The organism is Methylobacterium sp. E-016 (assembly GCF_022829745.1).
Classification (GTDB): Bacteria; Pseudomonadota; Alphaproteobacteria; order Rhizobiales; family Beijerinckiaceae; genus Methylobacterium.
The window spans coordinates 1-14,732 of sequence record NZ_JAKSYF010000132.1; the positions used below are offsets into that span (position 1 = coordinate 1).

The window sequence follows — 14,732 nt, forward strand, 5'->3', positions numbered from 1 at the left end:
GAGCCACGAGGTTCTGATCACGCTGGAGGAGGGCTCGCGCGGCGGCTTCGGGGCGCAGGTGCTGCACCTGCTGACCGAGCGCGGCGTGCTCGACGCGATGCGGCTGCGGGTGCGCACGATGACCCTGCCCGACAGCTATCAGGACCACGACAGCCCGGACAAGATGTACGCCGAGGCCGGCCTCGACGCCGCCAGCATCGTCCGGAAGGTCGAGGACATCCTCCCCGAGCGTCAGGAAGGGCGTTCGCGTCTCCGCCTCGCTTGAGGGTGTCGTCGCGCGCCACGATCCGGGCCGCCTGTGGCCCGGATCGCCTTGTCGTGCACATCATTCGATGACAAAAGCCGGCTTGCTGCGGTGCGATGCCCAAAACGAAGGCATTGCCCGCGTTCCCGTGACGATTCGAGCGTGATGGCAGAGGCGACCCCAAGCGGTTCTTCCGACCTCGGCCCGGTGCTGATCACCGGCGCGAGCGGCTTTCTCGGGCCGGCCCTGGTCGACGTGTTCCGCAACGCCGGATTTCCGGTGCGCATCATGGTGCGCGCCACGAGCCCGCGCACGAACCTGACTTGGTCCGACGTCGAGGTCGTCGAGGGCGACATGCGCGACCCGGAGGCCTGCGCGGCCGCGATGCGGGGCCAGCGCTACCTGATCCACGCCGCCGCCGACTATCGGCTCTGGGCGCCGGACATGGAGGAGATCGTCCGGACCAACCGCGACGGCACCCGCAACCTGATGCGCGCCGCCCTCGAGGCGCGCGTCGAGCGCGTGGTCTATACGTCCAGCGTCGCCACCATCAAGCCGCCGGACGACGGCGTCACGCCCTCGGACGAGACGCGGCCGCTGACGCCTGAGACCGCCATCGGCGCCTACAAGCGCAGCAAGGTCGTGGCCGAGCGCGTGGTCGACGCGATGGTGGCCGGCAGCGGACTGCCCGCGGTGATCGTCAACCCGTCGACGCCGATCGGCCCGCGCGACGTCAAGCCGACGCCGACCGGGCGCATCATCCAGGAGGCGGCGCTCGGCAAGATGCCGGCCTTCGTCGACACCGGCCTCAACCTCGCCCATGTCGACGACGTGGCCGCCGGCCACCTGCTTGCCCTGCGCAGGGGGCGAATCGGCGAGAAGTACATCCTCGGCGGCGAGAACGTGCTGCTCTCGCAGATGCTCGGCGACATCGCCCGCATGGTCGGTCGCAAGCCCCCGACGGTGAACCTGCCGCGGGCCGTGGTCTACCCGATCGCCTTCGTCTCCGAGCAGATGGCGCGCATCACCGGAAAGCAGCCCTTCGCCACGATCGACGGCATCCGCATGTCGCGCTACCGGATGTTCTTCTCCGACGCGAAGGCGCGGGCCGAGCTCGGCTACGCCGCCCGCCCCTACCGGGAGGGGCTGTCCGACGCGATCGACTGGTTCCGCGGCGCGGGATACCTGACGGGAGCCCAGCGATGAGTGCGTCCGGCACCGCCACGGAGCTGCGCTCGGGCAAGGGCGCGAACGACGAGAACTTCCCCGTCGCCTCGCACCTGATCCATCCGAAGAATCGCGGCGCGATCCTCGCGTTCTACGATTTCGTCCGTGCCGGCGACGACGTCGCCGACCATGCCGCGCTGTCGCCCGAGCGCAAGCTCGCGCTTCTCGACGGTCTCGCCGACGCCCTGACCGGCGCGGGGGCCGCCGACCCGGAGGCCGAGCCGCTCAAGCGCGAGCTCGCTGCCCGCGGGCTGCCGCCGCGCCACGCCCTCGAGTTGCTCGACGCGTTCCGGATGGATGCGCGCAAGAATCGCTACGCCGACTGGGACGAGCTGATCCATTACTGCCGCTACTCGGCGATGCCGGTCGGCCGCTACGTCCTCGACGTGCACGGCGAGGATCCCGCCCGGGTCTGGGCCGCCTCGGACGCGATCTGCGCAGCGCTCCAGATCGTCAACCATCTCCAGGATTGCGGCAAGGATTTTCGCACTCTCGACCGGGTCTACATCCCGCAGGACGCGCTCGATCGGCACGGCGCCACCGTCGCCATGCTGGGAGCCGCCAAGGCGACGCCGCAATTGCGCGCGGTCATCCGCGACTTGGCCGAGCGGACGCTGGGCCTGCTCGACGCGGGCAAGGTGCTGCCGGACCTGATCGACGACCTGCGCCTGTCGCTGGAGATCGCGGCGATCCACCGGCTCGCCGTCGTCCTCGCCCGCGGGCTGCTCGATCGCGATCCGCTCTCGGAGAAGGTCCATCACGGCAAGGCCGGCTTCGCGTTGACGGCGCTCGGCGGCATCGGCGCGACGCTGGCCCGACGGCCGTTCCGAGGCCGCATCGTCCGCGCGGCGCCGCAGGGCAAGGCTTACCCATGACCGTCACCGCCACCGCGACGGCCCTGCCCGCCGACGAGGCCCCGGCCCTGCCGGCGGCCGGCTCGTCGTTCTACACCGCGATGCGCCTGTTGCCGAAGGAGCGGCGCGAGGCGATGTACGCCGTCTACGCGTTCTGCCGTGCGGTCGACGACGTCGCCGACGACGGCGGCGCGGCCGACCTGCGCGCGGCCGAGCTCGACCGCTGGCGCGCCGACATCGACGGACTCTATGCCGGCAGGCCCGCGGCGCGCGTGCGCGACCTCGTGGTTCCGATGCAGCGCTACGACCTCAAGCGGGAAGACTTCCACGCCGTGATCGACGGCATGGCGATGGACGCGTTCGAGGACATCGTCGCGCCCGACGCGGCGACCCTCGACCTCTACTGCGACCGGGTCGCCAGCGCCGTCGGGCGCCTGTCCGTGCGGATCTTCGGCATGCCGGAGGCGCTCGGCATCGAGCTCGCCTGGCACGAGGGCCGGGCGCTGCAGCTCACCAACATCCTGCGCGACATCGACGAGGATGCCGAGCGCGGCCGGCTCTACCTGCCGCGGGAAAGGCTCGCCGCGATCGGCCTGACCGATCCGACGCCGCACGCGGCGATCACGCATCCGCGCATCGGCGAGGTCTGCGCCGCGCTCGCGGCGGAGGCCGAGGCGCATTACGCCGCGACCTGGGCGATCATCGCCAAGAGCCCGCGCAAGCCCACCAAGGCGGCCCGTCTGATGGCGGCGGCCTACCGGCCTTACCTCGTCGCGCTGCTCAAGCGCGGCTGGGCGATGCCGCGGGCGCGGGTGAAGCCGAGGAAGCTCGCCCTCGTCGCCGTGGCGCTTCGGCACGGGATCGTCTGATGGCGACGGTCCACGTCGTCGGTGCCGGGCTCGCGGGCCTGTCGGCCGCGGTGTCGCTGGCGGAGCGCGGGGCGCGCGTCGTCGTGCACGAGGCGGCCAAGCAGGCCGGCGGCCGCTGCCGGTCGTACTACGACCCGACGCTCGGTCTCGAGCTCGACAACGGCAATCACCTGCTGGTGTCGGGCAACGCCGACGCCCTCGAGTTCCTGAAGCGCGTCGGCGCGCCGGACGACGCGCTGACCGGCCCGGACGAGGCCGCCTTCCCGTTCGCCGACCTGAAGACCGGCGAGCGCTGGACCCTTCGCCCGAATGCGGGCCGGGTGCCGTGGTGGGTGCTGAGCAAGGCGCGCCGCGTGCCGGGCAGCCGTGCGCGCGACTACCTCGCGCCGCTCGGCATCCTGCGGGCGGCCGCGGGCAAGGCGGACGGCGCCGGCGGGACGATCGGCGCCAGCATGGCCTGCGAGGGCGCGCTCTACGACCGGCTCTGGCATCCGGTCCTGCTGGCGGCGCTGAACACCGAGGTCGCCGAGAGCGATGTCGGGCTGGCCGCCAAGATCCTCCGCGAGACGCTGGGCGCCGGCGGGGCGGCTTGCCGCCCGCTGGTGGCGGTGAAGGGCCTGTCCTACGCCTTCGTCGACCCGGCGCTGCGGTACCTCGCATCCCGCGGCGCCTCCGTCCGCTTCGGCCGGCGCCTGCGCGGGTTGGTCCTCGGCACGGCCGGCGTCGAGCGGCTCGACTTCGCTGACGGGGCGGTCGACGTGGCGGCCGGCGATTCGGTGGTGCTGGCCCTGCCGCCCTGGGTCGCCTCCGAGATGCTGCCCGGCCTGTCCGCGCCGAAGGCGTTCCGCTCGATCGTCAACGCCCACTTCAAGATGGTGCCGAAGGCGGGCTCGCCGCTGATCCTCGGCATGGTGAACTCGCTCACCGAGTGGCTTTTCGCTTATCCCGACCGCTATTCGGTGACGATCAGCGGCGCCGACCGCCTGCTCGACGTGCCGCGCGAAGACTTGGCCAAGCAGATCTGGGCCGAGATCGCGACCGTGGCCGACCTTGCCCCGGAACTGCCAAGCTGGCAGATCGTCAAGGAGAAGCGCGCGACCTTCGCCGCGACGCCGGCCGAAGCCGCGCGCCGCGCCGGCGCGGAGACGGCGTGGTCGAACCTCGTGCTCGCGGGCGACTGGACGGCCACCGGGCTTCCCTCGACAATCGAGGGGTCGATCCGCTCGGGCAAGACGGCCGCCCTCGCCCTGTCGTGCGATGCGGCACGCACGCGCGGCGCCGCATGAGGCAGGACCGAGACGAGCATGCGTTCGGACCGGCGACGGGCCGGTACGGCCAATGCGTAGGCAGGACGAGACGGGCGAGCCGTGATCCGATCCGGGACGATCGGGCGCGGATCGAGAGTTGTGGCCGTTTGAGGCGAGGATGATGCGAGAGGCTGTGAACAAGGTCGAGGCGCTGCAACGCCCGAAGACCCAGGCGATTTCCCTCGACGACGTCGATCACGGCGTCGCGCGGGCGACCCGCGCCCTGACCGCTCTCGCCCAGGCCGACGGGCACATCTGCTTCGAGCTCGAGGCCGACGCCACGATCCCGTCCGAGTACATCCTGTTCCACCAGTTCCGCGACACCCGCCCCCCCGAGGGCCTGGAGCCGAAGATCGGCAATTACCTGCGCCGCACGCAGGAGAAGCATGGCGGCTGGGCCCTCGTCCACGAGGGGCCGTTCGACATGAGCTGCACGGTGAAGGCCTACTTCGCCCTCAAGATGATCGGCGACGACATCGAGGCGCCGCACATGCGCCGGGCACGCGAGGCGATCCTGTCGCGCGGCGGCGCGGCGCAATCCAACGTCTTCACCCGCTTCATCCTGGCGCTCTACGGCGAGGTGCCGTGGTCGGCGGTGCCGGTGATGCCGGTCGAGGTGATGTTCCTGCCGAAGTGGTTCCCGTTCCACCTCGACAAGGTGTCGTACTGGGCCCGCTGCGTGATGGTGCCGCTCTTCGTGCTGCAGGCGACCAAGCCGCGGGCGAAGAACCCGCGCGGCGTCGGCATCGGCGAGCTGTTCCTGACGCCGCCGTCCAGCGTGCGCCGCTGGCCCGGCAGCCCGCACGCGACCTGGCCGTGGACGCCGATCTTCGGCGCGATCGACCGCGTGCTGCAGAAGGTCGAGGCCTACTTCCCCCATCGCATCCGCCTGCGGGCGATGGAGAAGGCGCGGGCCTGGGTCAGCGAGCGCCTGAACGGCGAGGACGGGCTCGGCGCGATCTTCCCGGCCATGGTCAACACCGTGCTGATGTACGAGGCGATGGGCTACGGCCCGGACCATCCGCAGGTCCGCGTCGCCTGCGATGCGATCGAGAAGCTCGTCGTGGTGAAGGCGCACGAGGCCTACGTGCAACCCTGCGTCTCCCCGGTCTGGGACACCGCTCTGGCCGGGCACGCGCTGCTCGAGGCCGGCGGCACCGATGCCGAGGGGCAGGCCCGCGCCGGCCTCGACTGGCTACTGCCTCGCCAGGTGCTCGACATCGCCGGCGACTGGGCGGCGGCCAAGCCCAAGGTCCGCCCCGGCGGCTGGGCCTTCCAGTACGCCAACGCCCACTACCCGGACCTCGACGACACCGCCGTCGTGGTGATGGCGATGGACCGCGCCATGCGCCAGCACGGGCTGGTGGCCAACATGCCGGACTACACCGCCTCGATCGCCCGGGCGCGCGAATGGGTCGAGGGCCTGCAGTCGAAGGACGGCGGCTGGGCGGCGTTCGACGCCGACAACAACCACATGTACCTCAACCACATCCCGTTCTCGGATCACGGCGCGCTGCTCGACCCGCCGACCGCGGACGTGACCGCCCGCGTCGTCTCGATGCTGTCGCAGCTGGGCGAGACCCGCGAATCGTCGAAGGCCCTCGATCGCGGCGTGACCTACCTGCTCAACGACCAGGAGCAGGACGGCAGCTGGTACGGCCGCTGGGGCATGAACTTCATCTACGGCACGTGGTCGGTGCTGTGCGCGCTGAACGCGGCCGGGGTCGATCCCGCCTCGCCCGAGATCCGGCGCGCCGTGGAATGGCTGATCCGCATCCAGAACCCGGATGGCGGCTGGGGCGAGGACGCGTCGAGCTACAAGATCGATCCGGCGTTCGAGGCCGGCTCCTCCACCGCATCGCAGACCGCCTGGGCGCTGCTCGCCCTGATGGCCGCCGGGGAATGCGACGACCCAGCCGTGACCCGTGGCATCAACTTCCTGGCGCGCACGCAAGGAACCGACGGCTTCTGGAACGAGGAGCGCTACACCGCGACCGGTTTCCCGCGGGTGTTCTACCTGCGCTACCATGGCTATCCGAAGTTCTTCCCGCTCTGGGCGATGGCGCGCTACCGCAACCTCAAGCGCGGCAACAGCCGCCGGGTGGCGTTCGGGATGTGATCGGCCGACTTTGCGCGATCCGAGCGGAGCGGGCACGGGCGGGAAGGACCGCCTGCGCCCCCCCGGGCTCGGCGAGCGGTCGGGGTGATTTGTAGGACGGACCGCCGGTGATCGCTTCGCGGATGCCACCCTTCACGATCGTCGACCCATGATTCGCGTGGAGCCGGCGTCCCCTGCCCGCGCGGTCGGTCTCCATGCGCCCGACTCCGCGTCGAGCCTTCCGGTGCTCGCCGTCACGGGCCTCGCCAAGGAACGCCGGCTCGCCTCGGGCCCCGGCGTCGAGGCAGTGGGTGCCGGCGGAAATCCCGCCCGTCTCGCCGCCCTGCTGGCGTCGCGGGACCCGCCCGGCTGCCGCGCGATCGTCAGTATCGGCATCGCGGGCGGTCTCGATCCGGACCTCGTTCCGGGCGACGTGGTGGTCGCCGCGGGAATCGTCGCGGCGGACCGGCGCTACGAGGCCGATCCGGTCGTCGCTGCCACCCTGCTCGCGCGCCTCGGTCTGCCCGGCGACACGGTTCGCTCCGGCGACCTCGCCGGCGTCGATGCTGCGGTGATGAGCGTCGCGGGCAAGGCCGAGCTGCGGGCGCTCACCCGGGCGCTCGCCGTCGACATGGAATCGCACATCGCCGCCGCCTTCGCGGAGCGGCACGGTCTGCCGTTCGCGGCGATCCGGGTAGTCTGCGATCCGGCGCACCGGGCCTTGCCCGCCTTCGCCGCGCAGGCCCTCAAGCCGAATGGCGAGCCCGACATCCTCGCCGTCCTCTCGGCTGTCGCACGAGGATCGGCCCGGATTGGCGATCTTGTCCGCCTCGCGCGCGATTCGAACGCCGCCTTCGGGGCGCTCAGCCGCTGCCGCACGCTCCTCGGCCCGAGCCTCGGGGTGCCGCCGCACGAGGATCGCCGCGGCGCCTGAGCGTGCGGCTTCCGCGATCCTCTAGCTCGCCTGCTACCACTGATAGCGAAGTCCCGCGGTGACGCCGTGGGCGACGCCCGTGCGGGTGCCGATGGCCGCCTGATAGTCGACCCGCCAGCCCAGGTCGTCGGTGAGGCTGCCCTGCAGGCCGGCGCCGGCGCTGACGAAGTCGTCGCGCAGGAACGGCACGGCCACGGCGGCGGTGGCGAGACCGTTCTGGACGCTGGCGAGACGCACGGTGCCGCTGCTGCCTTGCGGACCCGTGGCGAGGTTGTACGCCAAGCGCACCGACGGTATCAGTCCGGCGAGCCCGTAATAGGCCAGCTCGCCGCCGAAGCGCACCGTGGTTTGAACCAGGGTGAGGTCGCGATACGCGATGTTGTTGCCTGCCGCTCCTGCTCCGTGAAGCCGTCGACGGTGCCGGACAGGTGGGTGATGCCTGCGAACGCCGTCAGCCCGAGGTCGCCGGCTCGGATCGGCACGCCCGCCTCGCCGTCGATCGCGAAGGCGCTGCCCGAGCTGCGCCCGGACGCGGTGAGCCCGTAGGCCGCAGGTCGGCGGATCCCGTCGAGGCTGACCTCCGGCGCGCCGCCGACGATGCCCTGGGCGTAGAAGTCCGTACCGTAGTAGCCGGCATAGGCCGAGACCGTGAAGGCGCTCTGGTCCTGCCGGAAGCCGCCGGCGCGGCTGAGCGACCCGCCGCCGCCGCCGACGGCGACGCCCGCGCGCCAAGCTCCGGGCAGCGGAAGATCGAGTCCGGCGCTGCCCTGCGCGATGGTGCGGTCGAGGGCGAGGCCGCCGTTGCGCGGCTGGTCGGCGAACACGACATCGCCGCCGATCCACAAGCCGCCGGACTGGCTCCAGGGCCCGGCGAGGCCCTGGCCGCGGCGCAGGGCGGCGAGGTGGTCCTGCACGCCCCGTGTCGCCGACGCGGCGAAGCCGAGGGTCGCGCCGCCGAGCCCCTGAAGCACCACGGGCGCCGTCTGCTTCATCACCGCGAGGGAGAGCGGATCGACGTAGGTGGGCAGCGTCAAGCGATAGGCGAGCAGCACCGAATCGTTGTTGATGCCGGCATCGTAGCCCTGACCGTTGATGCTGCCCTGCCGGGTGAGGAAGTCATTGTCGTTGCCGACGAGCAGGAAATAGTCGTTCGGCGCCCGCTCGCTCAGCACCGGCACGAGACCGAGGGCCTCGAACTTCTCCGAGAGCGTGGTCTGGGTCGCCGGGTTGGTGTTGAGGTTCATGCCGAAGCGCCCGAGCTGGACCGGGTTCAGCAGGTTGACGATCTCGGTCGTCTGCGCCGGCTGGACCCCGGGCCGCAGGGTGCCCCCCGGCGAGATCGGGGTGGCCCCGTCGTAGGGGGTGCCGGCGATGTTTGTGGCCCGCGCGATGTCGACCAGCAGGACGCTCTTGTAGACGATCGGCGTGGTGTTGCCGGTGCCGAGCCCGTTCGGATCGCGCGAGAGCACGAGGAACTGGGTGTCGTTGAGGGCCAGCATGTCGCTCTGTGCCGCCGTCCGGTTCGGCGCGCCGCCGTTGCCGGTGTCGCGGTAGGTCGGCAGCTGCAGCACGTATTCGCGCGCGGGCGCGGCCGGTACCGCGCTGCCGGCGAGGTCGTAGATCAGGATGCGGGTGTTGTTGCGCTGCTGCTGATTCGGGCCGGAATCCTGGAGCGTGGCGCTCTGCAGGATGGTGACAAGGCTGCGGCCGTCGGGGGCCAGCGACAGCGCCTCGAAGCCCTGGTTGTTGCGTCGGCCGGTGTCGGGCGGGTTGATCGAGTTGAAGTCGAGCGCCCCGGTCGTGCGCGGCCGGATCGCGTCGGGCACGCCGAGCACGCCCTGAAGCTGCCCGCCGGCGCTGAAGTAATAGATGTTCGGCCCGTACTCGTCGCTGACGTAGAAGGAGCCGTCGAGTCGCCGCGCGAGACCTTCCGCATCGAGGCTGATCCGGCCTGCGCTCGGCCCGCTCGCCGCCGAAGGCAGCACCGCGCCGAGCTGGGTCGTGGTGCCGGATGCCGGATCGAGACCGCTGAAGCGCCGGCCGTTGGCGTCGGTGAGCACGATGCCGCCGTTCGGCACGATCGCGATCTGCCGCTGGGAGGCGATCGATTGCGGCAGGCCCGCGCCGGGATCGGGCGTGAAGCTGAGATTGAAGCGGTTCAGCCGGCCGGCGTAATCGGAGAACAGCCCGCCGCTCGGATCGTTGTAGCCCCGATCGGGCAGCGTGTAGAGCGTGCCGCTGTAGGTGGCCCCCAAGCGCCGCCAGCTGGCGAGGTCGATCGCGAGCGCGGAGAACGAGCCCAGCGTGTCGCCGAGGAAGTCGCGGGTGGTGGCCGGCAGCCGGCCGACGCCCTGGAGACCCTGGTTCACGAAGGTCGCATCGCCGACCGTCACCGCCGCCGGGCCGTCGGCCGTCGTCAGGTTCGGCGTGCGGATCGCCTGGGCCGAGGCCGCGCCCGTCAGGAACGCGAGCACGCCGAATGAGCCCACGGCTCGCGCCGCGCCGTACCGTGTCACCATCGCGGGATCCCCCAGCCACTCGAGCTGAGCCGCAGCTAGGGATCGGGCATGACGGCCCGGTGACGGCAGGAAGGATATTTGTCCTGCGTTGGGTCGGCTGCAGGCACTGTGTCGCGAAAGGCACGACGCGCTACCGAGCCTCGTCCGAAACGAAGGAGGCCCGCACGGTTTCCCGGGCGGGCCTCCTCGAATGCGCGTGGCCGAGCCGTCAGGCCGCGGTGCGGTTGCGGGCTTCGCGCTTGGTGTCGACGCCGGAGGCTTTGATCTCGGAAAGCTTCTGGGCGACGTTGCGCGAGAACACGAACTCGGCCGGGCGCTGGTTCTCGAGGCTGACCTCGGGGGCCATCTCGCCCTCGGTCTTGATCCCGCGGATGGCGTGGATCAGCGGCTTCCAGGGCTTGCGCACCGAATCGACCACCGAGGAGGCCTCGTAGCCCGAGTGGACCATGCAGTCGGCGCACTTCTCGTAGTTGCCGGTGCCATAGGAATCCCAGTCGGTCTCCTCCATCAGCTCCTTGAACGTGGCCGCGTAGCCCTCGCCGAGCAGGTAGCAGGGCTTCTGCCAGCCGAACACGGTGCGGGTGGGGTTGCCCCAGGGCGTGCAATGGTAGGTCTGGTTGCCGGCGAGGAAGTCGAGGAACAGGCCCGACTGCTGGAACGCCCACTTCTGGCGGCCCTTCTCCTTGCCGGCGCGGAACACGCCACGGAACAGGTCCTTCGTCGCCTTGCGGTTCAGGAAGTGCTGCTGGTCGGGCGCGCGCTCGTAGGCGTAGCCGGGCGAGACGGTGATGCCGTCGATGCCCATCTTGGTCACGCTGTCGAAGAAGTCGGCGATCTTGTCCGAGGACGAGTTGTTAAAGAAGGTGCAGTTGATGGTGACGCGGAAGCCCATCTCCTTCGCCTTGGCGATCGCCGCCACAGCCTTGTCGTAGACGCCGCGCTGGCAGACCGAGCCGTCATGCATCTCCTTGTCGCCGTCGAGATGGATCGACCAGGTGAAGTACGGGCTCGGCTTGTACTCCTTGATCTTCTTCTCGAGCAGCAGCGCGTTCGTGCACACGATCGCGAACTTCTTCTGCGCGATGATGCCCTCGACGATCTGCGGCAGGTCCTTGTGCAGCAGCGGCTCGCCGCCGGCGATCACCACCATCGGGGCGCCGCACTCGCGCACGGATTCCAGCGCGTCCGCCACGGGCAGGCGCTTGTTCAGGATCTCGTCGGGGTAATCGATCTTGCCGCAGCCGGCGCAGGCGAGATTGCAGCGGAACAGGGGCTCCATCATCATCACGAGCGGATAGCGCTTCCGGCCGGTGAGATGCTGCTTGATGATGTAGCTGCCGATCGTCGCGACATACCGGAGGGGGATTCCCAAGATACGGCTCCTGTTTGCGTAGCCCCGAACCAAGGGGCTGCTTAACGTGAAAAAAATTCGAATTCCAGCGCTCTAGCCTGGAACCGATCTGAACGGGCCGGTCCTGGGCCGTTTCGCGTGCGTGTTTGCGGGGCTGACGCAACCGCGCCACAGCCCGAGGGCCGTTCCTGCGAACGTGTCCTGCTTCGGGGGGACCCCATCCTGCCAATGCGTCGGCAATGCGACGGCAGTCCCGCGAAACGGCGCATCCCGTGATATTGCGGTGCGAAACGGCGCCGGCGCCACACATCGATGGGGAGAGCCACCCGCGTCGGAGGTCGCTGCGTTGCAATCGCAGGGCTGCAAGATTACTGAGCGCTGCGGCCTTGGCGCAACGATCGTGCCTCGGATGCGTCCTCATCCCGCGTCGTCCGGTGCGCTCACCGGGTCGGCGCCGCGTCTTCGGCCACACGGCATCGTGAGACGACCGCGTCTCGATCAGGTCCGATCCTGCCTCGATGCGACCGGGTGGATGTGGCGAAGGTTTCGCGCCGTCGACGGATCCCGCGGGACCCGTCCCGGCAGCATACAAGATGTGAGAGTCGTGCGGCCTCGAAGGGCAGCCGCTCCAGGCAGGTAGGGTACTCGTGATCGAACGTCTCGTCGCGTTTTCCGTCCGACATCGCTGGGTCGTGATCGCCCTGGTGGCCCTGGTCACCGCCGCCAGCACCGGCATCGCGGCGCATCTGTTCCGCATCAACACCGATGTCGAGCGGCTGATCGATCCGAAGGAGCCCTGGCGCCAGGACGAGATCAACTACGAGAAGGCGTTCCCGCAGCGCACGAACACGGTCGTCGCGGTGATCGACGGCAAGACGCCGGAGCAGGCGGAAGAGGCCGCGAGCGCCTTCGCCAAGGCGATCGCCGTCCACAAGAACCTGATCGAGACGGTCTACCGGCCCGACGGCGGCCCCTTCTTCGAGAAGAACGGCCTGCTGCTGCTGCCGCAGGCGGAACTGGAGAAGACCACCGAGCAGCTGGTGCAGCAGCAGGGCCTGCTCGGGCCGCTCGCCTCCGATCCGAGCCTGCGCGGCGTGATGCGGGTGCTGGCGCTCGGCGCCCGCGGCATCAAGAGCAGCGACGCCAAGATCGAGGATCTCGACAAGCCGATGGGCGAGATCGACCGGACGTTGCAGACGGTGCTCGACGGCAAGCCGGCGCGGATGTCCTGGCAGCTCCTGCTGTCGGGCGGCGAGAGCAAGACCACCGACCTGCGCAAGTTCGTGCTGATCCAGCCGGTGCTCGATTTCAACGCGCTGCAGCCGGGCTACACCGCGACGAAGCTGATCCGGAACGTCGCCAAGGAGCTGAACATCGATCCCGAGCACGGGCTCGAGATGCGTCTCACCGGCCCGGTCGCGGTCGCCGACGACGAGTTCGCGACGCTGTCCGACGACGCGCTGCTGAACAACCTCGTCACCGTCGGCGCCATCGTCCTGTTCCTCTGGCTCGCCCTGCGCTCGGCGCCGCTGGTGGTATCGGTTCTGATCACCACCTTCTCCGGCCTGATCGTCACGGCGGCGCTCGGGCTGCTGATGGTGGGCGAGCTCAACCCGATCTCGGTGGCCTTCGCGGCCCTGTTCGTCGGCCTTGGCATCGATTTCGGCATTCAGTTCTCGGTGCGCTACCGCGCCGACCGCTACGAGCAGCCGACGCTCGAGGACGCGATCCGCGCCGCCGCGCGCGGGGTCGGCTGGTCGCTGACCCTGGCGGCGGTGTCGCTGATCGCCGGCTTCTTCGCCTTCCTGCCGACCGCGTTCCGTGGCGTCTCCGAGCTCGGCCTGATCGCCGGCGTCGGCATGGTCGTCGCCTACCTGTTCGCGATCACCCTCCTGCCGGCGCTGATCGCCGTGTTCCGGCCGAAGGGCGAGAAGGCCGCCGTCGAGACCACGTGGCTCGCAGGCGTCGATCCGTGGATCATCCGCAATCGCAAGCCGGTGCTGATCGCCGTCGGCCTCGTCACGCTGGCCGGCGCCCCGCTGCTGTGGAAGCTGCCCTTCGATTCGAACCCGATGCACCTGCGCAGCCCGCACGTGGAATCGATCGCGACCTATCTCGACCTGATCAAGGATCCCGCCACGAGCCCGAACGTCGCCGACGTGCTGGCTCCGAGCGTCGACGCCGTGCCCGAGGTCACGAAGAAGCTCGCCGCGCTGCCGCTGGCCGCCGACATCATGAGCATCGACACCTTCGTGCCGCGCGACCAGGACAAGAAGCTCGCCACCGTCGCCGAGACGGCCGAGCTGCTCGATCCGATCCTCAACCCGACGCGCAAGCCGCCGCCGCCGACCGATGCCGACAACGTCAAGGCCTTGAAGGACACCGCGGCCGCCCTGACCGGCATCGCCGGCGGCAATGCGCCCGGCAACAAGACCGCCGGCCGTCTCTCCGGCACGCTCGACAAGCTGGCGGCCGCCAAGCCGGCGACGCGCGAGGCCGCCTCGGTCGCCCTCACCACCGATCTCGGCCCGCTGCTCTCGCGGCTGCGGACGGTGCTGCATCCCGAGAAGATCACCCTCGCCAACCTGCCGCCGCAGCTGAAGGCCGAATGGGTCGCCGCCGACGGCCGCGCCCGCATCGAGGTGCATCCGAAGGGCAATTCCAACGACGACGAGGTGCTGCGGCAGTTCGCATCCGAGATCCAGAGCGTCGCGCCGCACGCCACCGGCGCGCCGATCGCGACGACCTCGTCGAGCTACACCATCCTCGGCGCCTTCGTGCAGGCGGCGGTGACCGCCCTGGTGCTGATCTTCATCATCCTCTCGGTGGCGCTGCGGAAGCCTTGGGACGTGGCGATGACGCTCGGGCCGCTGGTGCTCGCCACCTTGTGGACGCTGATGGCGCTGCACATCGTCGGCATGCCGCTGAACTTCGCCAACATCATCGCCCTGCCGCTGATGCTTGCGGTCGGCGTGGCGTTCCACATCTACTACGTGATCGCTTGGCGGGCCGGCGTCACCGACATGCTGGCCTCCAGCCTGACGCGGGCGATCTTCTTTTCCGCGCTGACCACGGGCACCGCCTTCGGCTCGCTGGTGCTGTCGAGCCATCCCGGCACGGCGAGCATGGGCAAGCTGCTGGCGCTGTCGCTGTTCTTCACGCTCATCGCCGCCTTTTTCGTGGTGCCGGCCTTCCTCGGTCCGCCGCCGGCGAAGCCCGATGCCGATCGCCCCGAGGGGGAAGAAGCCGGCCGGTTGCCCGGCACCGGCCAGGCCGTCCGCCCGGAGCCCGCCGCCGTGAAGTGAAGGACGGCAGGCCTTTCTGCTCAA

General features: G+C 70.2%; 11 protein-coding genes. 8 read left to right on the forward strand and 3 right to left on the reverse strand.

Annotated features, from left to right (window positions below; all coding sequences use genetic code 11):
* The 7 genes from MKK68_RS18975 to MKK68_RS19005 all read left to right on the forward strand — a co-directional run.
* Nucleotides 1–265: transketolase C-terminal domain-containing protein (locus MKK68_RS18975; protein ID WP_279605415.1), on the forward strand; the 265-nt coding region annotated here is incomplete at its 5' end.
* A gap of 144 nt (nucleotides 266–409) precedes the next feature.
* A complete protein-coding gene (gene hpnA / locus MKK68_RS18980) occupies nucleotides 410–1,450 on the forward strand; it encodes a hopanoid-associated sugar epimerase (RefSeq protein WP_244032360.1) in 1,041 nt (346 codons plus the stop codon).
* The gene (gene hpnC, locus MKK68_RS18985; RefSeq protein ID WP_147842111.1) at nucleotides 1,447–2,346 is read left to right on the forward strand and encodes a squalene synthase HpnC; all 900 of its coding nucleotides are present in this window, start codon (nucleotides 1,447–1,449) and stop codon (nucleotides 2,344–2,346) included. The genes hpnA and hpnC overlap by 4 nt, the downstream gene beginning before the upstream one ends.
* Nucleotides 2,343–3,194: a presqualene diphosphate synthase HpnD gene (gene hpnD / locus MKK68_RS18990; protein WP_244032362.1), complete on the forward strand. Its 852-nt coding sequence runs from the start codon at nucleotides 2,343–2,345 to the stop codon at nucleotides 3,192–3,194. The genes hpnC and hpnD overlap by 4 nt, the downstream gene beginning before the upstream one ends.
* On the forward strand, nucleotides 3,194–4,480 hold the full coding sequence (gene hpnE, locus MKK68_RS18995; protein WP_244032370.1) for a hydroxysqualene dehydroxylase HpnE: 1,287 nt from the start codon (nucleotides 3,194–3,196) through the stop codon (nucleotides 4,478–4,480). The genes hpnD and hpnE overlap by 1 nt, the downstream gene beginning before the upstream one ends.
* Nucleotides 4,481–4,622: 142 nt before the next feature.
* Nucleotides 4,623–6,620, forward strand: a complete 1,998-nt coding sequence (gene shc / locus MKK68_RS19000; RefSeq protein WP_147725753.1) for a squalene--hopene cyclase — start codon at nucleotides 4,623–4,625, stop codon at nucleotides 6,618–6,620.
* Between the two features lie 223 nt (nucleotides 6,621–6,843).
* Complete coding sequence (locus tag MKK68_RS19005; protein WP_409567271.1) at nucleotides 6,844–7,533, forward strand: phosphorylase; 690 nt, start codon at nucleotides 6,844–6,846, stop codon at nucleotides 7,531–7,533.
* 33 nt (nucleotides 7,534–7,566) lie between these two features.
* On the opposite strand, the gene MKK68_RS19010 is transcribed toward MKK68_RS19005, so the two are convergent.
* The 3 genes from MKK68_RS19010 to hpnH all read right to left on the reverse strand — a co-directional run bounded on the left by MKK68_RS19010 (nucleotide 7,567) and on the right by hpnH (nucleotide 11,424).
* Nucleotides 7,567–7,821 carry a hypothetical protein gene (locus tag MKK68_RS19010; protein ID WP_244032375.1) on the reverse strand — a complete coding sequence of 85 codons (255 nt, stop codon included), beginning with the start codon at nucleotides 7,819–7,821 and terminating at the stop codon, nucleotides 7,567–7,569.
* Between the two features lie 8 nt (nucleotides 7,822–7,829).
* On the reverse strand, nucleotides 7,830–10,052 hold the full coding sequence (locus MKK68_RS19015; RefSeq protein WP_244032377.1) for an esterase-like activity of phytase family protein: 2,223 nt from the start codon (nucleotides 10,050–10,052) through the stop codon (nucleotides 7,830–7,832).
* Nucleotides 10,053–10,260: 208 nt separating this feature from the next.
* Nucleotides 10,261–11,424 carry an adenosyl-hopene transferase HpnH gene (gene hpnH, locus MKK68_RS19020; RefSeq protein ID WP_147725747.1) on the reverse strand — a complete coding sequence of 388 codons (1,164 nt, stop codon included), beginning with the start codon at nucleotides 11,422–11,424 and terminating at the stop codon, nucleotides 10,261–10,263.
* 626 nt (nucleotides 11,425–12,050) lie between these two features.
* On the opposite strand from hpnH, the gene MKK68_RS19025 reads away from it, so the two are divergent.
* Nucleotides 12,051–14,708, forward strand: a complete 2,658-nt coding sequence (locus MKK68_RS19025) for an MMPL family transporter (protein ID WP_244032379.1) — start codon at nucleotides 12,051–12,053, stop codon at nucleotides 14,706–14,708.
* Nucleotides 14,709–14,732: the final 24 nt, after the last annotated feature.